We start from the raw sequence: 22,443 nt of genomic DNA on the forward strand, positions 1-22,443 counted from the left end.
ATATGACTGTTGTGCATTTCGATCACTCTCGTGGCAATGAAGAAGCGCAGGAAGAGAGTTCCACGACGCCGAATATCCGCGTGATTCTGGCGGATTCGCAGGCGATCTACCGCGTTGGAATGAAGAAGGTCTTTGCGCTGGAAGACGACATCCGCGTGGTGGCGCAGGTGGAGACGTTGAGCAATCTCTACGCGGCCCTGGAGCGCTATCCGACCGACGTTGTCGTGCTGGAGGGCCAGCTGATCGCCGGTACGATCGACGCGATTCCGTCGCTGGTGCGGCAGGCCCCGGACGCCAAGCTGATCGTGCAGGTGACGGAGACCGACGAGGCGAACACGGTGGAGATGTACCGGCGCGGCGTGCGCGGCGTAGTTCCGCGTTCGATCTCTCCGGACCTGCTGGTGAAGTGCGTTCGCAAGATCGCCGAGGGCGAGACGTGGATCGACAACAAGTCGATCAACTGGGTGATTGAGGCCTACCGGGCGCAGGCTACGACGCTGACCGATCCTCGCGTGCAGCCGAAGCTCTCGAAGAAGGAGCTGGCGATCATCAGCTGCATTACTCGAGGCATGCGCAACAAGGAGATCGCCTACCAGATCGGCACGACGGAGCAGGTGATCAAGAATTATCTGCGCAAGGTCTACGACAAGCTGGGAGTCTCGGACCGCCTGGAGCTGGCGCTCTATTGTCTGCACCATGAGTTGCTGAAGAAGTATGGGCAGGAGACAGAGGCGGCGATGGTTCCGAATACAGAACCCACGCAGCCATTGCGGGCGAAGATGTAGCTGTGGACTTGTAACGAGGTCCGAAATGATAAGAGCCGGAGAATCTTCTCCGGCTCTTATCTTTTTTGCGTTGTTTGTTACTGCTTGTCGATTTCGACGTCGATGGAGAACTTGACGTCGTCGCCGACGATAGCGGAGCCGAACTTGGAGCCGAAGTTGAAGTCAGAGCGCTTGACGATTCCCTCGGCGGAGAAGCCGCTGCGTGTCTGACCCTTGTCGTCTGTCTGCGCAGGCGCCGGGCCGTCGACATCGAGCGTGACCGGCTTCGTGACACCGTGAAGGGTGAGTTCACCGTTGAGCTGCAGCTTGCCACCGTTGTTGGTGAGTGAAGTGGACTTGAAGGAGAGGGTGGGGAACTTGTCGACCTCAAAGAAGTCGGGCGACTTGAGGTGCTTGTCGCGGGCGTCGACGCCGGTGGAGACAGTGGTGGTATCGACCGTAGCCGTGACGGAGGACTTGGTGATGTCCTTGTCGTTAAGGCTGATCGTTCCCTTGACTCCGGCGAGCGAGCCGTGGACGTTGGAGACTCCCATGTGACGCGTCGTGAAGTTGACGCTGGAATGTGCGGGATCGATGGTCCAGGTGGAGGTCTGTGCAAAGGCCCCTGCGCTGGCCACGGAGAGGGCAGCCGCAGTTACAGCCAACAAAAGCTTTCTCATTTGATATTCCTCGTGCTTTCTATTTCGATGTGAGATTGCAATGGGAGTTTGCAGTAGGATTGGATGCTCCTGTTTCTGGAGCCGATGCAAACAATCTGCTCCGATCTAACTCGAATCATCACAGTAATTTACGGAAGGCTGGTTTGTCAGAAGGTAAATGTCTTTGTTAAAACGAGTTTAAAACCTATGTGTAGTGTGGGCAGATGCTAGCATCTGGCGATATGGCACTGCTGCGCGAACTGCGATCGCTGAACGCGGCCCAGAAAAGTACCTTCACTGCATGCTTTCTTGGATGGACGCTGGATGCGTTCGATTTCTTCCTGCTGACGGTGTGCCTGAAGGCGATCGCGGCGGACTTTCACACCGGCATTAAACAGATCGCCGAGGCGATCTTCTGGACCCTGGTGATGCGGCCGCTTGGGGCGTTGATCTTCGGCATGATGGCGGAGCGGTTCGGCAGGCGGCCGACGCTGATGCTGAACATCGTGTGCTTTTCAGTCTTTGAACTGTCGTCGGCCTTTGCGCCGACGCTGACGAGCTTCATGGTGTGCCGCGCGCTGTTCGGGATTGCGATGGGAGGAGAATGGGGCGTGGGAGCGGCGCTGGCGCTGGAGTCGTTGCCGGCCTCGGGGCGCGGGTTCTTCTCGGGTCTGCTGCAGCAGGGGTATGTTTTCGGCAACCTGCTGGCGGCGGCGCTCTACGGCGCGGTCTTTCCGCACCTGCATGGGCAGGGAATGCTGACGAACTGGCGGGTGATGTTCATGATCGGCGCGCTGCCGGCTCTGCTGGCGTTTTACATGCAATTCAAGGTTGAGGAGTCGCCGGTCTGGAAGGAGGCTGAGAAGAGGCGCGAAGAGAGTGCGACGCGCAGAGGGGGAGTTCCGCTGCGAACTCTGCTGACGTATCTGCCGACGTTTCTGTTTCTCGTCCTTCTGATGACGGCGTTCAACTCGTTCAGTCATGGAACGCAGGACCTTTATCCGACGCTGCTCGAGAAGGACCATGGTCTGGCGCCGGGCCGGGTTGGGCTGATCGTAGTGATCAGCAACATTGGGGCGATTGCCGGAGGGGTCTGCTGTGGGGCGGCGTCGGAGAGATTTGGCCGGCGGAGGGCGATTGTGTTCGCAGCGCTGGCAGCTATGCCGGTGATCCCGCTTTGGGCGTGGTCGCACTCGGCGCCACTGCTGGCAGTGGGAGGGTTTCTGATGCAGTTTGCGGTTCAGGGAGCGTGGGGCGTGGTTCCGGCTCACCTGAGTGAGCTGTCGCCAGGGCCGGTGCGGGCAGTGTTTCCGGGGTTTGCGTATCAGCTGGGGAATCTGTGCTCGTCGCGGAACGGGGTCTTTCAGGCGCAGCTTGCGAGCCGGTTCTCGGGCGGGACACTGAACGCGGTGATGTCGGCGACGGTGGTGGTGGCAGCGTGCATGGTGGCCCTGGTGGCGGCTCTGGGGCGAGAGGCGCGCGGCGAGGCGTGGCAGCATGAGGCTGAAAAGGAGCATGTTGCCTGAGCAGAAGACGGCGGACAGGGACAAGATGTATTCTTCTGCTGGCTTGTAGTTTGGCCGAGGGTGTATGGGGATTGTGGAATCGAGTCTGACTGCGGCACAGAGACGACTTACGGTCGCAGCGCCGTTTTTGATTGAGCAGGATTGGAACGCCTACACGCCGGAGCAGCATGCGGTGTGGGCAGAGCTGGTGAGCCGACGGATGCCGCAGCTCAGGGAGCATGCCTGCCAGGAGTACCTGGATGGATTTGACGTGATTGGGCTCAAGGAAGATCAGTTGCCCGATCTGAAGGCGGTGAGCGCGCGGCTGGCCCCGAGGACGGGGTGGCAGTCGACGCCTGTGAGCGGTTTTCTGCCACCGGATGCGTTCTTCGAGATGCTTGCGGCGCGGATGTTTCCGACGACGACCTGGCTACGGAGCAGGGAGTCGCTGGAGTACACGCCGGAGCCGGACATCTTTCACGACGTCTTCGGCCACGTGCCGATGCATGCGCATCCGGTTTTCGGGGACTTTCTGCAGCACTACGGCAAGGTTTGCGCGGGGTTGATGGCTGATCCTGTGGCGCTGGAGCGGATGGGGCGGGTGTTCTGGTTCACGGTGGAGTTTGGGGTGATCCGGCAGAAGGGCGAGTTAAAGGTGTATGGCAGCGGGCTGATCAGCTCCCATGGCGAGTGCACTCGCGTGCTCGCGGGTGGGTGCGAGATTAGGGACTTCGATCTCGATGAAGTGATGAACCAGAAGTTCGATACCGGCGCGATGCAGCCTGTGCTCTATGCTGTCGAGTCGTTCGAGCAGGTCTACGAGGCGACGAAGATGGCGGAGAAGCGGCTGGGCTAGGACTGCCGGTTACAGCTTCTTTTTTGGCAGAAGACTGGTGAGAGTCGTCTCCATCTTGTTCAGATCGGTCTCGCCCTGGTAGCGGGCGAGGATCTTGCCTTCAGGGCTGATGAGATAGCTGATGGGAAGGCCAAGGACGCCGCCGTAGAGCTCGCCGAGGTGCTCGTCTCCCATGACGACTGGATAGGTGAGTTGTTGCTTGCCGACGAACTTTTTTACTGGGGATGCGTCGTCGTCCATCGAGACGCCGATGACCTCGAGGCCTTGCGGGCCGTACTTCGTCTGCCAGCCGGAGAAGCGTGGGATCTCCGCGATGCAGGGACCGCACCATGTGGCCCAGAAGTTGAGCAAAACGAGCTTTCCGCGGTAGCTGCTCAGGCGGATAGTCTTGCCGTCGAGGCTGGTGCGGGTGAAGTCCGGGGCGTTGTGAAGCGCTGGCTGCGTGGCGGGCTTCTGCGCCTGCTGCGCCGACACAGAGAACGGAGCGGCGAGGAGTGCTGCCGCGAGGAGAGCTTTACTGGCGAGGTGGATCTTCATCAGCGGCCCTTGGCGACGGGGTAGCCCTTGCTAACCCAGTTGGCGCCGAAGTTGTCGGCGATGTAGAGGACCTTGAGATGGGTGAAGCCCTGGGAGTGAAGCAGGTTATACGCGGGGGCGATGTTGGGGCAGCGCTCCCAGGGGCAGCAGCCGCAGTAGAGGACGATGGCGGTGTTTTTGGGAAGGCTGGCGACGCGGTCTTTGAGGGTCTGGAGGCCTGCGTCCAGGCCGGTGGGGCCGGCGTATTCGGAGCCGGGGATGTGGGCCTCGGCGAAGAGGACGTGCGAGCCGACCTGGAGGATGAGCGGCTTCGGCGAGGCGGATTGCAGGCTTGCCGCGAGGTCCGCGGGCTGGATGAGATCGGCCGTGGGGATGGACGACGCCGAGATGTGCTGGTTTTGCGCGAGGCCGAGGTGGGCCTGAAGGGCGATCAGGATGGCGGCGACGAAGAGGAGAGGATGCCGGTGCGGCTGCATGCGAACAAGCTTCATTGCTTCAGTTTATCCGTTACCTGGAGGTTGTCTGAAGAGCTGGGCCGATGAGCAGGATGACGGGAGCCGGGCCGATGGGGTCGCTGGTGAGTGTGGCGAGGGTGGCGGTGTGGATGTGTTCCTCGGCGGTGGAGGCCTTGGAGACGGCGGCACAGGGTGTCTCGGGAGGAACACCTGAGGCGATGAGGTCTGCGGCGAGAGTTTCGAAATCGCGGCCGGGCATGTAAATGACAAGGGTCGCTCCCGCAGGCACCGTGCCGTGCCAGCTCGGAGTCAGCTCGACCTTGCCGGCGGCGTGGTGTGCGGTGGCGAGGATGAGCTTTGAGGAGCTGGCGCGGTCGGTGAGCGGCGTGCGCAGCGACGCGGCGACGGCGAAGGCGGTGGTGATGCCGGGGACGATCTCGAAGGGGAGGTTGTTCTCGCGGAGGAAGGCGATCTCCTCGCCGGCGCGGCCGAAGACGAGCGGATCGCCGGACTTGAGCCGCAATACGGAGCTGCCCGCGCTCGCGTGTTCGAGCATGAGGGCGTGAATCCCGGCCTGGGTGATGCGCGGCTGGCCGCAGCGCTTCCCGACGGGGATGATGTTTGCAGTGGGGCTGGCGAACTCGAGGATCTCGTCGGTGACGAGGTCGTCAGGGAGGATGACGTCGGCGGTCTGAAGGAGCTGGACGGCGCGCAGAGTGAGAAGGTCAGGGTCGCCGGGGCCTGCTCCGGCGAGGTAGACGTGTCCGGGTTGCGCCTCGCGTCCGTTCATCGGCTGGGCTCACCTTGTGCGGGCTTGGGATTGGTGAGGGCGTGGTTGCGGGCCATGATGCGCGATGGGCACTGGTCGTAGGCGCAGACCTCGCGCTGGGCGAGTTGGTGCAGGAAGAGGCGGCGTTCCTCGTTGAGCGGCTCGGCGGCGACGACCTCGCGGCGGAGGTTTCCGAGTTCGGCGAGCCAGTCGCCGAGGTCGAGGGGGAGCTGTTCGTGGAGCTGCTTGCGAAGCTGCTGCGCGAGCGCGGGGGAGTGGCCCGCGGTTGAGATGGCAATCTGCAGATCGCCGCGGCGGACGACGGAGGGGAAGTAGAAGTCGCAGAAGGGAGGATCGTCAACGGCGTTGCAGAGGACGCCAGAGGATTCGGCTTCGGCGAAGACGGCGCGGTTGACGGCGGGGTCGTTGGTGGCGGCTACGACAAGGAAGGCTCCGGCGAGGTCGCCTTGCTGGTAGGGGCGGGCGTGGTAGGTGAGCTCGCCCTCATCTGCGAGATTGCGAATGCGCTCGCTGGCCGCAGGCGCGATGACGCTGATGTGTGCGCTGGCGGCCTGCAGCGACTCGATCTTCGATTCGGCGAGGTGCCCCGCGCCGACGACGACGCAGGGCCGACCGGTGAGTTTGAGGAAGATCGGGAACAGGGACATGCGATTAGGCTACTACTCTCCAGGTGCGAAGCGGCCCGCTCCGACTGGCGGAGCGTCGCGCTCGACTGGGTCGATGATCTCGCCGGCGAGTTGGGCGCGGAGAGTGTCGTCGTCGGTGCGGTCGAAGTAGGAGCGCAGATCTTCGCCTTCGTTGCGTTCTGCGAGGTAGACATTGAGCAAGCGCTCGATGGCAGCGGGAACGTCCTCGGAGGCGGCGCGGTAGCCGAGCGGGCGTGCGGGACGGGCGTACTTGCCGACGGAGCCTCCGACGCAGAAGAAGAAGGCGTCGACCACCTGGCCGTCTTTCTTGATCTTCTTGCCCTCAAGGCCGATGTCGGCGATCCAGTGCTGGCCGCAGGAGTTGGTGCAGCCGGTGACGTGGAGTCGAATCTGCTGGTCGAAGCCGGGCAGGCGCTCCTCAAGCTCAGAGACGAGCCAGGTGTTGAAACCCTTGGTTTCGGCGATGGCGAGCTTGCAGAACTCGGTGCCGGTGCAGGCGACGGCCCCGCGCCAGAAGGGTGAGACGTCGACGTTGAGGCCGAGGGTGTTGAGCTCGACGACGAGGCCCGCGGTCTGCACGTGGGGCACGTTGACGATGAGAATATTCTGGCCGATGGTGGCGCGGAGATGGCCGTTGCCGTACTTGTCTGCGAGGTCGGCAAGAGCGACGAGCTGGTCACCGGAGAGGCGGCCGTTGAGCACGGAGGCTCCGACGGCCGATAGGCCGGGTTGGCGCTGCGGTGTGATGCCGATGTGGTCGCGGTAGATGTCAGCGGGCGGCTGGTCGGCTGCGGGGCTGGGGTCGAGCTTGTAGCCGAGTTTTTCTTCGAGGGCTGCGAGGAAGGATTCGGCAGTCCAGCCATGGCGCATGAAGAGGTACTTAATGCGCGCGCGTGTGCGGTTTTCGCGGAGGTCGGTCTGCTCGCGGAAGATGCGGACGGCCGCGTCGACGACGGCGAGGGCCTGGTCCTGGCGGATGAAGGCGGGGATGCGCTCGGCGATGTGAGGTTCGGTGGAGAGGCCACCGCCGACGCGGAGGGTGTAGCCGATCTCTTCGGCTCCGTTGCCATCGGTTCCGATGACAGACCGCTTGATGGCCGTCAGGGCGAGGTCGTTGATCTCGGGGTAGGTGCACCAGATGGGGCAGCCGGTGACGGAGATCTTGAACTTGCGCGGCAGGTTGTAGAACTCTGGGTTCGCGGTTAGGTGATGTGCGATCTGAACGGCTAAAGGGCTGGAATCGACGATCTCGTGATTATCGAGGCCTGCGAGCGGGCAGCCGGTGACGTTGCGGACGACATCGCCGCAGGCTCCTTTGGGCGAGAGGCCGACGGCGGTGAGGGCGTCAACGACCTCGACGAGGCCGGAGAGCGTGAGCCAGTGGAGCTGGATGTTCTGCCGCGTGGTGATGTCGGCGAGGTTGCGGGCGTACTTCTTCGCGATCTCGCCGATGACGCGGAGCTGCGCACTGGTGAGCAGACCATTGGGCAGGCCGATGCGCATCATGAAGAAGTCGGTGGCCTTGCCTTCGCCGTTGGCCCCGCCGGTGACGCCCTTGCCGTCACCCTGGGTGTAGACGCCCCACCACTTGAAGTAGAGTCCGGTCCACTCGGGCAGGACGGAGTCGCGGCCCTGACGGGCGAACTCACGCACCTCGTCCCAGGCATCCCAGGGGTTCTTTGCAAGTTTGAGGCGCTCGGATCGCTGGGCCTTGGTCTCTTTGATGGCTGGGGCCGCCGGGGTAGTAGACATGATGGATTCCTTTGCTGGGAGTAGCCGGAAAATAGAAAGGCCCACTGGATAAGTGGGCGCTGCGTAACTTTGCTGTGATCTAGGAAGACTGTGGAGGGAAGTCAGTCTTAGATGCTGAAGCAAAGGCGACAACGCACGAGGTCGCAACAACAGCTACACATGCGACACATAGCGGTGTTCGTGCGAGAAATCGCCATGCTTAGAAGGTTACTTGTGTGGAGGGAAGCCGTCAAGGGAAAAGGCCGGGTGTTCTTCGGCGGAAGAACTCAACGCCGTGCGGCAGGAAATTCTAATCCTCTTCTTAAGCAAAGAGATAACTAGTCTCGGACCGCTTTTCTGCCCTGCTTATTCCGCCTGGGCGAGCGAGAACTTATGGCGCACGTCGGAGCCTCGCACCCAGAAGATGACGTCCTCGGCGATGTTGGTGGCGTGGTCGGCGGAGCGCTCGAGGTTGCGCGAGACGATGATGGCGTTGAGCGCCTGGCCGCTGATCTCGGGATGTTTCTGCATTACTTCGACCAACTCGGCCTGGACGATCCGGTTCATGTCGTCGATCTCGTCATCCATGGCGAGGACCGACTCGGCCAGCTTGGCGTCAGCTTCGAGGAGAGACTGAATGGCGCGGCGAATCATGATGCCGACCTTCTCGCCCATGTCGGGGATGTCGATCGGAAGCTCGATCTGCTCCAGTCCCCGCTGTGCTCCGGCGCGATGCGCAATGCCGGAGGCCTGGTCGCCGATACGCTCGAGGTCGCCGTTGATCTTGATGACGGAGAGGATGAAGCGCAGGTCGATGGCCATGGGCTGTTCTTTGGCGAGCAGGTCGTAGGCCATCTCATCGACCTCGCGCTCGGCGGCGTTGATGGCGGCCTCGATCTCCTTGACGTGCTCGCATAGGCTCAAGTCGTTGGTGAGGTAGGCTTCGAGCGCAAGCGAGAGGGCCTGCTGCGACAAGGCAGCCATGGCGAGGAGTTTGTCTTTCAATGCGACAAGTTGCTGTTGGAAGTTAATGCGCGGCATGGGGAGTCCCTCTCTTAGATCAGGGTTTCTATATTGTGCAGCAGTTGTCGTACCGATGGCGTGAATTTGTAGCTGTGAGGTTGCCAGCTGGGTACGTCTTTAAGGGATGTGCTCAGTGATAAAGGAGATAAGGCTCGCGGCGCTGCTTGAATGCGTCGAGTTCGGCCGACCATGAGGCCGCGATCTTGCGGGGGTCTTCCTTGTTCTCGAGCGCGAGCATGGTGTTGACGCTGACCAGCAGCCGTTCGGCTTTAGACAGATTGAACTGTGCAGGGTAGAGGCGGTTGAGCGCGGTGAGAAGCTCGATGCCGAGCTCGGGGGAGTCGAGTTGGCGCCGGTCGGTGAGCGTGATGTGCAGCGCGGGGATGGTCTGGCCGTGGTAGGGGTAGTGGTTGGCGTCCTCGGCGACCGTGATGGTGGATGCGGTGAACGCGACGCCGGGGATTTTGCGGCTGGTGAGGTAGGCGGTGAGGGCGGCCGCGTCGATGTAGGGCGCGCCGAGCTGCTCGAAGGGGTGGTCGGTACCGCGGCCGACGGAGAGGTTGGTCATCTCAAGCAGTGCCACGCCGGGGTAGAGCGTCGCCTCGGTCACGTTGCGGAGGTTGGGGCTGGGATTGGTCCACGGAAGATGCGTCTCGTCGAAATACTGCGCGCGTGACCAACTCTGCAGCGGAACGACGGTGAGTAGAGCTTCGAGCGGAACCTGAACGTTGCGCGAAGTCGGTGACGGGAGGCGGCGCTCGCCATTGATGTAGCGGGCCAGCTCGCCGAGCGTCATGCCGTGTCGGATGGGCAGCGGCATGTAGTTGGTGTAGGACTCGTGGCCAGTGTCGGAGACGGGGCCCTGCACCTGCTCGCCGCCGATGATGTTGGGCCGGTCGAGGACGATGATTTCGAGCGAGTGGCCGAGGGCTTTCTCGTTCGCGGCGGCTTCGAGGAAGTAGCCGGTGACGGTCTCGTAGGTGTAGAAGCGGACGCCGGCGTCCTGGAGGTCGATGACGACAGCGTCGAGGTCTTTGAGTTGCTCGTGCGAAGGATGGCGCTGCTCGGGCTTGGCTCCGTAGAGGCTGACGACGGGGAGGTGGGTGGTGGGGTCGGTCTCGGCAGAGATGTCGGTGGTGTCCTGCTTGCCGAAGATGCCGTGTTCGGGGGAGAAGAGGGTGGTGAGGGCCAGGCCGGGAACGTGTTTTGCTGCTTCGGTGGCGAGCAAGTCGATGGTGCGGCGGCCATTGGAGTCGAGGCCGGATTGATTGGTGAGCAGGCCGAGGCGGAGGTGGTTGCCGTGGCGGTGGGAGACTTCGGTGAGGGTCTGGTAGTGGGTGGATTCGAGGGCGTCGATACCGGTGAGGACCTGAATGCCAGCGCTGAGATGCGAATTGATCAGAGACACCGTCGAATCAACGGAGAGTCCCGGGCAGCCTGCGCAATGAGTGCATGTGCACACACCATTTGGCTTAGAGAAAGAAAGAGCCTCAAGATGGAGCGCCTGCGCCGCAGCAGTGGCGACCTGTCCGCGCAGAGTAGAGATGGGCGGGTTACCGCGCGGGTGGATAGCGTTCGAGAGCAGGATGATGTAGGTGTCGGACTGCGGGTCCATCCAGAGCGTGGTGCCGGTGAAGCCGGTGTGGCCGAAGCTGCCGATTGGGAAGACTGATCCGCGCGGGCGCGAGAACGCAGTGTTGATGTCCCAGCCGAAGCCACGCGCGGCGACGCCCTTGGTGGGCTGGCCGTCTGGAGTGAAGATGGTCGCGCCCTCCTGCGCGGTTGCGGGCTGCTCAGGCTTCGCCATCAGCTGTAGGGTGGACTGCTTGAGCGGGAAGGGTCCCTTGTTGTGCAGGAATTTTTCGAGCAGGGCATCGGCGTAGAGCGCGATGTCGTGCGCCGTGGAGAAGACTCCGGCGTGGCCGGCTACTCCGCCCATGCGGCGGGTGGTGGGGTCGTGGACGGTGCCGCGGAGGAGATGGTCGAAGTCGGGATTAACCTCGGCGTTCAACTCATCGTCGTGCGCTGTGGGGGCGGTCTCAGGATCGAGGGCAGTAGGGCTCCAGGTATTCTGCGGGCAGACCATGTGCATCGGCAGGCGGGGATGAGGCCCGGGTTGTATCGCCGCCCCCGTGCGAATGACGGGACCGCATGTTTTGTCGAAGGGGTGGTAGAAGGTGGACATCATCCCCAGGGGCTTGAAGATTTGCTGCTCTACATAAACATCGAGCGGCTGCCCGCTGAGCTTCTCCACCAGCACACCAAGCGTGATGAAGTTGATGTCGGAGTAAACGAACTTCGTGCCCGGGGGATTGGCGAGGGTTGATTCCATCGCGCGCTTGATGCCTTCGGCCTTGTCAGGTGCGGCGAGGCCCCACGAATCTTTGAGGCTGACGTCGGGCGGGAGGCCGGAATAGTGGGTGAGGAGTTCGCGGATGGTGACCTTCTCTTTTCCGTTGGCGGCGAACTCGGGAAGGTATTTGGCGACGGGGTCGTCGAACTGGAATTTGCCCTGTTCGTATAGCTGCATGATGGCGGTCGCGGTGGCGAGGCACTTGGTGAGCGAGGCCATGTCGAAGATGGTGTCTTCGGTCATGGGTTCGGCAGCGGATGGCTTTCCGTCGAGACCGGGCTCGCCGGCGAGCTTGCGGTTGCCGTAAGCCTTTTCGAAGACGATGTGGTTGTCGTGGCCGACGACCACGACTGCTCCGGGGAGCTTTTTCTGCTCGATGGCGTCGTTGATGAGCGCGGAGATGGGGGTGAAATCAGGGGCCGTTGTCGTCGTGGAGACTTGCGTGCTCGTGGGAGAAGCAGATTCCTCCCCTTCGGCTGCGCTCAGGGTGCGGGATGACAACAAAGAAAGGCAGGCAATGATGGCAGCGGCGACGGCCTTTCTGGCAGGTTGTTTGCGGAAGATGAGGCTGGCGAGGGAGCCGATGGCGAAGGTGACGGCTGCTCCGATGAGCACATACCAGGTGAAGGCCACGCGGGGGAGCGTAGTGTCGCCAAGCAGCGGCAGGTTGGCCAGGTGGATGGGCGCGGGCTGCAGCCACAGCGCCATATTCAGAGCAAAGCCCACGACCATGCCAAGGATCGCTCCGGCTTGCGTGGCGTAGCGCGTGAGCGTGCCCAGCAGGAAGACTCCGAGGAGGGCGCCATACGCGACCGAGGCGATGGAGAGGCCGATCTCGACGACGTGGCCGTGGCCGCCGGCCTTAATGCTGTAGACGGCGATGGCAAAGAGGACAAGCGCCCAGAGCAGTGTAGAGGAGCGGGAGATCATAATACGTTCGCGGTCGTCGGCCTTGGGTCGCCAGTGCATGTAAAAGTCTACGACGGTAGTGGAGGAGAGGGAGTTGAGCGCGGCGGAGAGGTTCGACATCGCCGCCGCGAGAATCGCTGCGATGAGCAGGCCTGCTACGCCGACGGGCATCTCGCGCACGATGAAGGTGGGGAAGATGCGGTCGGCGCTCGTGAAGCTGGCAGGGTGCAGGCCGTAGAAGACGTATAGCCCAGCTCCGATGAAGAGGAAGAGCGTGAACTGCAGCAGGATCACGGCGCCGGAGCTGAGCAGCGCAATGCGCGACTCGCGCAGGTTGCGCGCGGCCAGCATGCGCTGCACCATGAGCTGGTCTGTACCGTGCGACGCCATGGTGAGGAAGGCTCCGCCGAGCAGCCCGGCCCAGAAGGTATAGGACTGGGTGAGGTTCACGGCGAAGCTGAAGAGGTGGAACTTGCCCGCTGCTGCGGCGACCTCGTGGATCTGCCCCCATCCTCCGGGAACGTGCGTGCCGAGTGTGGCGATGGCGACGATTGTGCCGGCGATATAGATGAACATCTGCACGACGTCGGTCCAGATGACGGCTGCCATGCCTCCCTCGAAGGTGTAGAGCAGCGTGAGCGCGGAGATAAGCGCGATAGAGATGACGTCTCCGGTTCCGATGGCGATGCTGACCACGATGGAGACGGCGAAGACGCGCACTCCCTCGGCAGCGGCGCGCGTGATGAGAAACAGGCCTGCGGTGACCTTGTGAAGGGTGTGGCCGAAGCGCTGATCGATGAGTTGGTAAGCCGTCAGCATGCTGCCTTTGAAGTATCGCGGCAGAAACAGCGCCGCTACGACGACGCGTCCGACCAGGTAGCCCAGCACAACCTGTAGAAAGCCGAAGTCCCCTGCGAAGGCCACGCCAGGAATGCTGATGATGGTCAGGGTGCTAGTCTCGGCGGAGACGATGGAGAGCGCGATGGCCCACCAGGGGATGGAGCGGTCGGCAAGGAAGTAGCTCTCAAGCGAGCGTGAGGCAGGCTTTTTGCCGTTGCGAAAACGCAGGCCGAAGAGGGTAATCCCAACCAGATAGGCGGCGATGAGGCCAAGGTCCAGAGTATGAAGGTGAAGTGAAGGTACTGCAGAGGGCATACCAGCGAGTGTATAGCGGCAGAGGCGGGAAATGCTGCCCAGATTGTGCGCGCTCACGTGTCATATCATGGCTAGGTTATGAGCTTTTTTCTGGCGATAGATGCAGGTGGGACGAAGACGACAGGCGTGCTTGCCGACGAGACGCGCATCCTGGCGCGGGCCGTTACGGGAACCGTGAAGCTGATGCGAGTGAGCGAGGGGGAGGCGACATCGCGGCTGCGCGGCCTGCTGTCGCAGCTCTCGCTTGAGGCGAAGGTGAGCCTGGCTGATTTGACGCGGACGTGCATCGGGCTGGCAGGCCTTTCCATCGAAGCGGTACGTGAGTGGGCTGAGCGGGAGATCGGCGAGGTCGTTGGCGGCGAGCTTCTGTTGTGCGGCGACCAGGAGATCGCGCTCGACGGCGCATTTCGGGGCGGCGAAGGCATTCTGGTGATCGCCGGCACGGGCTCCAATGTCATCGGACGTGCCTCAGACGGGACCAGGTACAGCGCCGGAGGCTGGGGCCCGGCGCTGGGAGATGAGGGCTCGGGCTTCTGGATCGGGCAGGAGGCGCTGCGCGGGGGCTTCTGGGCGAGAGACCGCAATATTCCGACGGTGCTGCTCGAAGAGATCAGCGAGTTCTGGAAGCTGGAATCGATCGGCGAGATCGTCGAGAAGGCCAATCTCCGTCCCGGGCCGGACTTCGCCGCGCTTACTCCGGTCGTCGTCAAGTGCGCTGAGCAGGGGGACGACCTTGCCAAGGCGATTCTTGAACGCGCCGGGGAAGAGCTTGCCGAACAGGTGTCTCTGGTCGCTGTCAAGATGCTCGAAACAGGAACGAACGGTGAAGTCGGCCTCGCCTATACCGGCAGCGTCATCGAGCACGTGGGCATCGTGCGCGAATCGATGGTGCGTGCGCTCAAGCAGTCGGCCCCGCGCGTGAAGTTGATGGAGGGAGCGGTCGACTCACTTGAAGGCGCGCTGTGGCGCGCGCGGGGGGGCGGACGGAACGCCTGATCCGGACGGACTCAGGCGCTCAAAAAGTAAACGCAGGAACCACGCTGCCGCTCAGGATCGTCTGGGTCAGCTCGCCTGCCGCGTTGAAGAGGTTAAAGTTCGCCGGCTGGCCAGCAGCAATGTTTGCGACAGTGTCTGTTACGCCGACCATCATGGCCGGGGTGTGCGAGGCCATGCGAACTGCGGTCCCCAGGGGAACTCCGGCGAACCGTTGCAGATTAGCTACGGCGCGGTCGAGCGTGAGCACGCTGCCGGCAAGCGTCTGCTTGCCATGCGCGAGATCGTCGGCGGAGAGCGCGCGGCCGGCGGAGAGCTTCACCTTGAAGTTGCCGAGCATGTAGATGCCGTCTGGCATACCCGTCGCTGACATGCAGTCGGTGATAAGGATGCCCCGCTGCTCGCCTTTGGCCTTCAGCCACAATCGCACCAGTTCGGGAGCGACGTGAATGCCGTCGCAGATCAGTTCGGCGAAGAGAGGCTCGGTATCAAGCACCGTGCCCAGAACGCCCGGTTCGCGATGGTCGAGCGGACGCATCGCGTTGTAGGTGTGGGTGGCGCTGGTGGCTCCGGCGTCGATCGCGGGCTGCGTCTCGTGCGCGGTCGCGTTCGTGTGGCCAATGCTGACCTTGATGCCGAGCGCAACAGCGTGCGTAATCATATCGATCGACCCGGGGATCTCCGGCGCGACGGTCATCAGGCGGATGTGGCCGCGGGCCGCCTGATGGAAACGATCGAGCAGAGCGATGCTGGGCGGATGGATATCTTCAGGCGGATGCACGCCTCGTTTGGCGTGGGAGATGAATGGCCCCTCCAGGTGAATCCCAATGGGCCGCGCTTCTCCCCGGGCCGCGTCCGCCTCAATGGCATTCGCTATTCCTTCGAGGGAGCGCAACGTCTTCTCGACCGGCGCTGTCACGGTTGTCGCGAGGTAGTGGCCTACGCCGCGCGCGGCGAGAAAGCGGCTCACCGCGCCGATGGCCTTGGGCGTCCCCTCCATCACGTCGTGGCTTGCCGCGCCATGCATGTGGACGTCGAAGAAGGTGGAGGTGAGCGTCGTGTCGGCTGCACCATTTCGCGGGTCCGAGTGGATGCTCGTGATCACCCCGTCGACGACCTGGATGACCGGATGATCAATCGTCTCCGACGATGTAATGAGACGGCGTGCTGCGAGTGTCTGAAGCATTAGGCGTTCAGTTTAGTCCATGGGAAGAAGGTGAATGGCTGGCAGCCGTGCCGAGGCTTCCCGGTGTGGAGAAAGTCGGCACGGCCATGCTGAAGCGAAGACGAATCTTAGTGGCTCGCGGGAGACTGATTCTCTGGCGCCGTTGTCGCAGTGGGCGGAGCAGGAATCCCCAGGTCTGCCGCCGGGGGCAGCGTCTTCAAGTTGACCCACTGGCGCTGCGCAATCCTTACGCGATCCATGCGGCTGAGCCACAACTGAATCGTCAGGTCGTAACGCTCGAGGTTGTTGCGCAGGAAGTATGGCCGGTAGCTCTTGAGCCATGCCTGCTCGTACAGGTCGCGCAGCAGCGAGTAGTTGTTGCGCAGGTCCTCCAGCTTGCCGTTGACGCTGTTGATGCCGCCCAGCTCCCGCACGAGGTCCTCGCGGTCCTCCTTGACGGTCGAGGTCTGGAGAGCGAAGGCGTGCGCGTAGCTGGTGGCGATCTCGTCGGTCAGTTCGAACTTCAGCCCGATCAGGTCCATTCGCCGCGCTCCCAACTCCAGCACATCGAGAGCATCGGTTTCACGCAGGTTCGGATTGGCGTTCCTGGCCTCGGCGACCAGTGCGATGGCGCGCTCGGTGTGCAGACGCAGCTCCGGGAGAATCGCCCGAATCTCAGCCGCCATGCGCTGCCCGTCGGGGTTCCACGGGTCCTGCCAGAAGAGCAGATCCTGCGCATCGGTCTTGTAGGGGGAGTCCTTCAGGAGCTTGTGCGCGGCCATCAACTCCTTCTGGGCCTGGTCGATCTTGCCGGTCGCGTCGCCGTGGAAGTTCATGCCATAGCTCGCCTGGAAGGCTGGAATCGATGCCTCGCCCTTGTGCCAGGCGGCCTCAGCTCCAAAGAGGATGCCGTACCAGTTCGCGTTGAAGAGAGCTTCGCCGTCGTCGTCCCAGATGGTGTTCAGCTGTCCGGTCGCTCCGAGCTGCTGGCCTTCGAGGGTGAACTGCTGGATGTTTTCGAGTGCGTTGTTCCAGTTGGGATAAACGCGCGACCAGTTGTTGACGCCGGGTGAGACCCATGTCTGAAAGCCCGCGTCGGTGAATGGCTTGATGAACCGCGCAAACCCGCGTGGCTGCGGGTTGTACTCCCATGGCACGGCGATGGTCGCCTGCTTGAAGCTGTCGGGAAGCTGCTTCAAGAGGTCCGGCTCCTTCATCGCGATATCGCCCCAGAAGAGGAGCTTCCGGTTCAGCGGCTTCAGATCGGTGACGATCCGCTGCAGGTATCCCAGATACACCGGCCCGAGCCCCTCCGCATCCACCTGCGCCTTGGTCTGTCCCTTGCCCAGCTCCACGGTCTCGTCGGCGCCGAGATGCAGGAACGGTCCCGGATAGATTCCGGCGAGCTCGTTGAACATGTCGTGGGTCAGTTTCTGTCCGTCGGGCTGGCCCGGAGCAAGCACCTGTCCGTGAGGCGTCTCACCGATCGGCGAATACTTGTCCCATGTCAGAAGATAGTGCAGGTGCCCGAAGGCCTCCTGCTCCGGGATGACGGTGACGTGGTAGTTCGCCGCATAGGCTACCAGCTTGCGCGCCTGCGCCTGCGTCAGCGTGCCCCCCGGCGGAGCCATCAGCGGGTGACCGGTGTACTGCATCGTGTGCTCGAAGTATGGCGAGTAGACGTTCAGCTTGTAGGCAGCCAGCATGCGAATTTGCTTCTTCTGGAAGTCCAGCGTTGGCACCGGGCCCCGCGAGAGGTCGTCGTGCAGGCCGCGATACTGCATCGCCGGCCAATCGCGGACCGTCGCGGTGTGGAGCACGGCATTTGTGCCGGTTCCGGTCACAAGCTGCTTGACGGTCTGCAGGGCATAGAAGATTCCCGCGTCGCTCGCGGCCGTAATAGCCAAGCCCTTGCCGTCCGGGAGGATGACGTATCCCTCCGCCTTCATCTCCGCGGGAAACTCTGACGGTGCGTCGGCAGGCTGAGGCGTTGCCTCTTTATAGATAGACTTTGCCATCGGCGAGCCATAGCGCACGACCAGCAGATTCACCGGCGAGGTCGTGTTCGCCGCGACGCCCTGCGAGGCGAGATAGCTCTTCAAGTCGTTGATGGCGAAGGCGTCTTCGGCCGCACAGGGAGCAGCGCAATTGATTCGCACGCCGGAGGCCAGCGACTGCACCTCCCCGGCACGAACCTCGCGTGGAATCGGGATCAGATTGAGTGACGGAGAAGCAGGTTGGGCCAGGGAGACGAGGGAGACAAATGGAAGGAAAAGGGCTGCACGTCCTGCGGCACGAAACGATGGCATATAAACCACGGTAAACGAGTTGGCGGTTTCGTGGGGAGTTTGCGATCCAATCCAGTTACATACCTCAAGGAGCAAACTAACCATCATCGTGCAAGGTCTTGTTTTGTCTAGAAAAGATCGTGCGAATTCTTCTTCTATTCACACAACTCTGGGAGTATCAGTTACGAAACGATAAAGGGTAAGTGTCGCAGTGGAAGGCCTTTTCGTGCCTTCCAGTGGTAATGCCTGCCTTAAGTTTCCAAATAACTTGCGAGGATTCATGACGAACCAACGAAAAGCGGCACTCGCCGCGATGCTGCTTGTCAGCACCGTATCGATGCAAGCTCAGACGGCGGGAACGCCCGCCAAGACGACCACCAAGAAGGCCGTCAAAAAGAAGGCGCCCGTCGAATCAGCGACAGAGCGCGAGTTGCGGGAGTTGCGCGAACAGATGCTCAACCAGCAGGGCCAGATCAACGCGCTGAAGCAGCAGGTCGCTGACCGCGACGCCAAGCTGGCGACAGCTGCGAGCGATGCCCAGGCTGCCAACGCGTCGGCTGCAGCGGCAACCGCGCAGGCCCAGAGCGTCAGCTCCAGCCTGCAGCAGAACAACGAGGCGGTTACGGCGCTCAGCTCTAGCGTTACCGACCTCAAGAACTCCAATGCAGGGCTGGCCCAGACTATCAGCGATACCAAGAAGGACATCACTGCGGCTATGGAGTCGCCGATAGCGCTCCATTACAAGGGCGTCACCATCACTCCGGGCGGATTCTTTGCGTTGGAGTCGGCATATCGCACCCGCGCACTGAACGCAGACATCAATACTCCGTTCAACGCGACCCCCTACCAAGGTGCTGGGCAGGCACATACAAGCGAGCTCAACCTGTCGGGGCGTCCGACTCGCCCCACCGTCCTTGTTGAAGGCAACGCGGGCCCGTTCAAGCTGCTCGGCTACCTCGAAGCTGACTTCCAGAGCGCAGGCGTCACGAGCAACGACAACCAGAGCAACAGCTACACCCTTCGTCAACGCCAGGCCTTCGCTCAGGTCGCTTTGAACAGCGGGCTCACCGTCACGGGCGGGCAGATGTGGTCGCTGGTGACGGAAACCAAGAAGGGAACTGACAACCGAACCGAGAATACGCCTCTCGTGATCGATCACCAGTACAACGTCGGTTTCAGCTGGGCTCGTCAGGCTGCCCTCCGCGTGCAGCAGAAGATCGGCATTACAACCATTGCTGCTTCGCTTGAAAATGCGCAGATTATCTATTCTGCGACCAATGCGAATGCCAACTTCTTCATCGGAAACGCTGGTGCCGGCGGGGGACTTTACGACCAGTTGGCGAACTACTCGAGCAACGTTGCACCGGACATCATTGTGAAGGCTGCTTTTGACCCGAAGGTCGGTCACTACGAAATCGGTGGCCTCGCCCGGTTCTTCCGCGACCGTTACTACCCTGGTCAGACGAACACCCCTCCCACCGCTGCAGGTGGTACGAACGACACGAAGACGGGCGGCGGTTTCTTCGCAAACGCGCGCTTTCCCATTACTCATTATGTGGACTTCGGCGTGCACGGACTTGCTGGTACGGGCGTAGGCCGCTACGGCACGTCAACCTTGCCTGACGTGACGGTTCATCCAAACGGAACACTCGCTCCGATCAAGGGCTACCAGGGCCTGGTCTCGATCGAGCTTCACCCGAACAAGAAGCTGGATCTGTTTGGTTACGGCGGCGGCGAGTACGCGCAGCGCACGGTCTACGTAAACACGCTGGGCCCGGCGGCTACCATTGGCCGGCTCGTTGGTTATGCTCCTCCTACCGCCTCGAACGCAGGCTGTAACACGGAGACCTTGCCGACGAGCACTGGAAATGGATTTGCCGGCGGCGCCCCGTACAATCCGGGTACCCCCGCAAGCTGCCTTGGCGCGACGCGTGCGATCTTCGAGGGAACGGCAGGCTACACCTACCGCTTCTACAACGGTCCCAGGGGCCGCCTCCAGTACACCCTTCAGTACAGCTACCTGACCCGCACGGGCTGGGTGGGTGTGGGTGGCGCACCGAAGGCGACCAACAACATGGTGTTCACGAGCCTGCGTTACTACCTCCCGTAAACACTACGAAAGCTAAGACAGAGAGGTGGCGCTTCTTCGGAAGCGCCACTTCTCTTTTCATCCCGAAGGCCCTTCCCGATTCGTCATCGCAGCGAAGATCTGCATATTCCGTCTGATCACTTCTCCGGATCTGAGGCTGGAGTACGGCAGCTATCGATTAGAGGTTTCATCCGTACGATTCGTGGTACCAGCGTGTGGGTCGAATCTGGTACGCTTCCTCAGTTGCGCGTTTGTTCGAAGTCGCGATTAAATGATCTTCTTTCGATAGCGAGGTGCTGCAATGCTTGACCCCATGCGATTGTTTCCTGCCGACGCGTCTACGCGATCGGTTACTGCGAGGTTGTACGAGACTGTAAAGAACCTGCCGATTATCTCTCCACACGGTCACACTGACCCTCGCTGGTTCGCCGAAGACGGCGCATTTCCGAACCCCACCGCGCTCTTCATTCAACCCGACCATTACGTCTTCCGCATGCTCTACTCGCAGGGCATTTCGCTTGAGTCGCTGGGAATACCGCAGAACGACGGAAAGCAGAACGCCGACCCGCGCGAGGTCTGGCGTGTCTTCGCGAAGAACTACTATCTCTTCCGCGGCACTCCGACGCGTCTGTGGCTCGACTATGCTTTCGAAAACCAGTTCGGGCTGAAGGAGCGTCTGAACGCGAGCAACGCCGATCACTACTACGACGCCATCGCTGCGGAACTGGCGACTCCGGCGTTCCGTCCCCGCGCTCTCTACGAGAAGTTCAACATCGAGGTCATCTCGACCACTGACTCTCCCCTAGACACGCTGGAATACCACAAGGCCATTCGCACTTCAGGCTGGAAGGGGAAGGTTCTTCCAACCTTCCGCCCCGACTCCGTGATCGACGCTGAGTACGCGGGCTTCGTCCAGAACATCGAGAAGCTCGGCGAGATTACCGGCGAGAACATCGGAACCTACAAGGGCTATCTCAACGCGCTGAGAAGTCGCCGCGAGTTCTTCAAGTCGCTCGGAGCCACGGCGACCGACCACGGCCACCTTACGGCCATGACTGCAGACCTTGATCCTTCCACCGCAGAGGCTCTCTACGGCCGCATTCTCTCAGGCCGCTCCGTGCCGCAGGAGCAGGAGATCTTCCAGGCCCAGATGCTCACCGAGATGGCCGGCATGTCCGTTGAAGACGGCCTGACCATGCAGCTCCACCCAGGCTCGGTGCGCAATCACAACCGGCTGCTCTACGAGCAATTCGGCCGCGACAAGGGTGCCGATATACCGTCGGCCACCGAGTACACGCGCAACCTGCGGCCTCTGCTCAACAAGTATGGCAACGATCCACGCCTGACCTTCATTCTCTTCACGCTCGACGAAACGACCTACTCGCGCGAACTGGCTCCGCTGGCCGGGCACTATCCTGCTCTGCGCCTCGGCCCCGCCTGGTGGTTCAACGACTCGCCTGAGGGCATGATGCGCTTCCGCGAGCAGACCACGGAGACGGCGGGCTTCTACAACACCGTCGGCTTCAATGACGACACGCGTGCCTTCCTCTCCATTCCAGCGCGCCACGATGTCGCACGGCGCATCGATTGCGCATTCCTGGGCCGTCTCGTGGCTGAGCACCGGCTCGATGAAGATGAGGCGTTCGAGCTTATCGTCGATCTAACGGTCAACCTGGCGAAGAAGGCCTACAAGCTATAGCAAAGTGAGAGGCCGGAGTGATCCGGCCTCTTCCGATTCCGCCAGCCAGCCCCTCACGAGAGAGCCGCCTTGAACAGCTCAGTCATCTTGCCGTAGGCCCGTTCGGCCTCGGGTTTGTTGTACGACGCGCTATCCGGAACCGTCCAGCCATGAAATGCGCCGCGATAGGTTTCGCTCTCGTACTTCCCGCCCCAGCTATTCAGAGCCTGCTCGAAGTGTGTGATCGCATCAGCCGGCATAAGCTGGTCTTTGTCCGCATGGCCGAAGTAGAGACGCGCCTTGACCTTCGGCAGAACCAGATGCGGGCTGGCTGGATCGTTCTCTTCGTACAGTCCGCCTCCGTGAAACGACGCAGCGGCTCGAACCTTCTCCGGTCGCACCGCCGCAGTCCGCAACGCACAGCCTCCGCCGAAGCAGAAGCCAACGACTCCGATCTTGTTGGGCAACACGGAGGTCTGCGACGCTAAATAGTCAACGTAAGCAGCTATGTCCTGCTCCTGCGCCTCGGGCGTCAAGGGAGCAATCAGTTCCTTCATCCGCTCCATTGTCTTTGCATCTCCCGGCTTGCGCTCGAACGGGAAGACCGGCGGTCTGCTGGTGCGATAGAAAGGATTGGGCATCAGGACAACGTAACCCTCCGCGGCCAGCCTGCGGGCCATCGCGCGCTGGGACTCCCGGATGCTGCCTATGTCGGGAATGTGCACGATTCCAGGAAGCGGTCCGGAGGAGCCGGGAAGAAAGAGCACTGCATCGGCGTTTCCGCCGGGCATCTTGAGCTGAAGAGCCTGTTCTGTCATTTTGTCTCCATTGGCGACCTCTAGAGCC

At 62.0% G+C, this 22,443-nt stretch carries 17 protein-coding genes; 6 read left to right on the plus strand and 11 right to left on the minus strand.

From position 1 onward, the window contains the following. Positions 1-2 precede the first annotated feature (2 nt). Positions 3-785, plus strand: coding sequence for a response regulator transcription factor (locus tag OHL16_RS01395; RefSeq protein ID WP_263365283.1), 783 nt, complete (start codon positions 3-5; stop codon positions 783-785). Between the two features lie 77 nt (positions 786-862). Here the strand turns inward: OHL16_RS01395 and OHL16_RS01400 are convergent, their stop codons facing one another. Beyond that, positions 863-1,444 carry a YceI family protein gene (locus OHL16_RS01400; RefSeq protein ID WP_263365284.1) on the minus strand — a complete coding sequence of 194 codons (582 nt, stop codon included), beginning with the start codon at positions 1,442-1,444 and terminating at the stop codon, positions 863-865. Positions 1,445-1,665: 221 nt separating this feature from the next. On the opposite strand from OHL16_RS01400, the gene OHL16_RS01405 reads away from it, so the two are divergent. Together OHL16_RS01405 and OHL16_RS01410 are read left to right on the plus strand one after the other, a co-directional pair. Beyond that, positions 1,666-2,949 (plus strand): MFS transporter, encoded by a 1,284-nt coding sequence (locus OHL16_RS01405; protein WP_263365285.1) that lies wholly within the window; start codon positions 1,666-1,668, stop codon positions 2,947-2,949. 64 nt (positions 2,950-3,013) lie between these two features. Then, positions 3,014-3,784 (plus strand): phenylalanine 4-monooxygenase, encoded by a 771-nt coding sequence (locus OHL16_RS01410; protein ID WP_263365286.1) that lies wholly within the window; start codon positions 3,014-3,016, stop codon positions 3,782-3,784. A 9-nt stretch (positions 3,785-3,793) separates the two neighbouring features. Here the strand turns inward: OHL16_RS01410 and OHL16_RS01415 are convergent, their stop codons facing one another. The 7 genes from OHL16_RS01415 to OHL16_RS01445 all read right to left on the minus strand — a co-directional run bounded on the left by OHL16_RS01415 (position 3,794) and on the right by OHL16_RS01445 (position 13,441). Continuing rightward, on the minus strand, positions 3,794-4,321 hold the full coding sequence (locus OHL16_RS01415; RefSeq protein WP_263365287.1) for a peroxiredoxin family protein: 528 nt from the start codon (positions 4,319-4,321) through the stop codon (positions 3,794-3,796). Continuing rightward, positions 4,321-4,812 (minus strand): rhodanese-like domain-containing protein, encoded by a 492-nt coding sequence (locus tag OHL16_RS01420; RefSeq protein WP_263365288.1) that lies wholly within the window; start codon positions 4,810-4,812, stop codon positions 4,321-4,323. The genes OHL16_RS01415 and OHL16_RS01420 overlap by 1 nt, the downstream gene beginning before the upstream one ends. Positions 4,813-4,828: 16 nt before the next feature. Beyond that, positions 4,829-5,566: a uroporphyrinogen-III C-methyltransferase gene (cobA, locus tag OHL16_RS01425; protein WP_263365289.1), complete on the minus strand. Its 738-nt coding sequence runs from the start codon at positions 5,564-5,566 to the stop codon at positions 4,829-4,831. Continuing rightward, on the minus strand, positions 5,563-6,213 hold the full coding sequence (locus OHL16_RS01430; protein ID WP_263365290.1) for a precorrin-2 dehydrogenase/sirohydrochlorin ferrochelatase family protein: 651 nt from the start codon (positions 6,211-6,213) through the stop codon (positions 5,563-5,565). Before OHL16_RS01430 ends, cobA begins: the two co-directional genes overlap by 4 nt. A gap of 12 nt (positions 6,214-6,225) precedes the next feature. Next, positions 6,226-7,965, minus strand: coding sequence for a nitrite/sulfite reductase (locus tag OHL16_RS01435; protein WP_263365291.1), 1,740 nt, complete (start codon positions 7,963-7,965; stop codon positions 6,226-6,228). A gap of 345 nt (positions 7,966-8,310) precedes the next feature. Beyond that, on the minus strand, positions 8,311-8,985 hold the full coding sequence (gene phoU, locus OHL16_RS01440) for a phosphate signaling complex protein PhoU (RefSeq protein WP_263365292.1): 675 nt from the start codon (positions 8,983-8,985) through the stop codon (positions 8,311-8,313). 112 nt (positions 8,986-9,097) lie between these two features. Beyond that, positions 9,098-13,441, minus strand: coding sequence for a sodium:solute symporter family transporter (locus OHL16_RS01445; protein ID WP_317891015.1), 4,344 nt, complete (start codon positions 13,439-13,441; stop codon positions 9,098-9,100). 21 nt (positions 13,442-13,462) lie between these two features. Here OHL16_RS01445 and OHL16_RS01450 point away from each other — a divergent pair, with 21 nt between their 5' ends. Then, positions 13,463-14,380, plus strand: coding sequence for an N-acetylglucosamine kinase (locus OHL16_RS01450; RefSeq protein WP_263365293.1), 918 nt, complete (start codon positions 13,463-13,465; stop codon positions 14,378-14,380). Between the two features lie 19 nt (positions 14,381-14,399). On the opposite strand, the gene nagA is transcribed toward OHL16_RS01450, so the two are convergent. Then, positions 14,400-15,563, minus strand: a complete 1,164-nt coding sequence (gene nagA / locus OHL16_RS01455) for an N-acetylglucosamine-6-phosphate deacetylase (protein ID WP_263365294.1) — start codon at positions 15,561-15,563, stop codon at positions 14,400-14,402. Between the two features lie 107 nt (positions 15,564-15,670). After that, positions 15,671-17,938, minus strand: coding sequence for a beta-N-acetylhexosaminidase (locus OHL16_RS01460; protein WP_263365295.1), 2,268 nt, complete (start codon positions 17,936-17,938; stop codon positions 15,671-15,673). A 172-nt stretch (positions 17,939-18,110) separates the two neighbouring features. On the opposite strand from OHL16_RS01460, the gene OHL16_RS01465 reads away from it, so the two are divergent. Further along, positions 18,111-19,940 carry a hypothetical protein gene (locus OHL16_RS01465; protein ID WP_263365296.1) on the plus strand — a complete coding sequence of 610 codons (1,830 nt, stop codon included), beginning with the start codon at positions 18,111-18,113 and terminating at the stop codon, positions 19,938-19,940. Positions 19,941-20,220: 280 nt separating this feature from the next. Further along, a complete protein-coding gene (uxaC, locus tag OHL16_RS01470; RefSeq protein ID WP_263365297.1) occupies positions 20,221-21,618 on the plus strand; it encodes a glucuronate isomerase in 1,398 nt (465 codons plus the stop codon). A gap of 53 nt (positions 21,619-21,671) precedes the next feature. Here the strand turns inward: uxaC and OHL16_RS01475 are convergent, their stop codons facing one another. Next, positions 21,672-22,415 carry a dienelactone hydrolase family protein gene (locus OHL16_RS01475; RefSeq protein WP_263365298.1) on the minus strand — a complete coding sequence of 248 codons (744 nt, stop codon included), beginning with the start codon at positions 22,413-22,415 and terminating at the stop codon, positions 21,672-21,674. Between the last annotated feature and the right edge of the window lie 28 nt (positions 22,416-22,443).

This window comes from Edaphobacter bradus, from assembly GCF_025685645.1.
Lineage (GTDB): Bacteria > Acidobacteriota > Terriglobia > Terriglobales > Acidobacteriaceae > Edaphobacter > Edaphobacter bradus.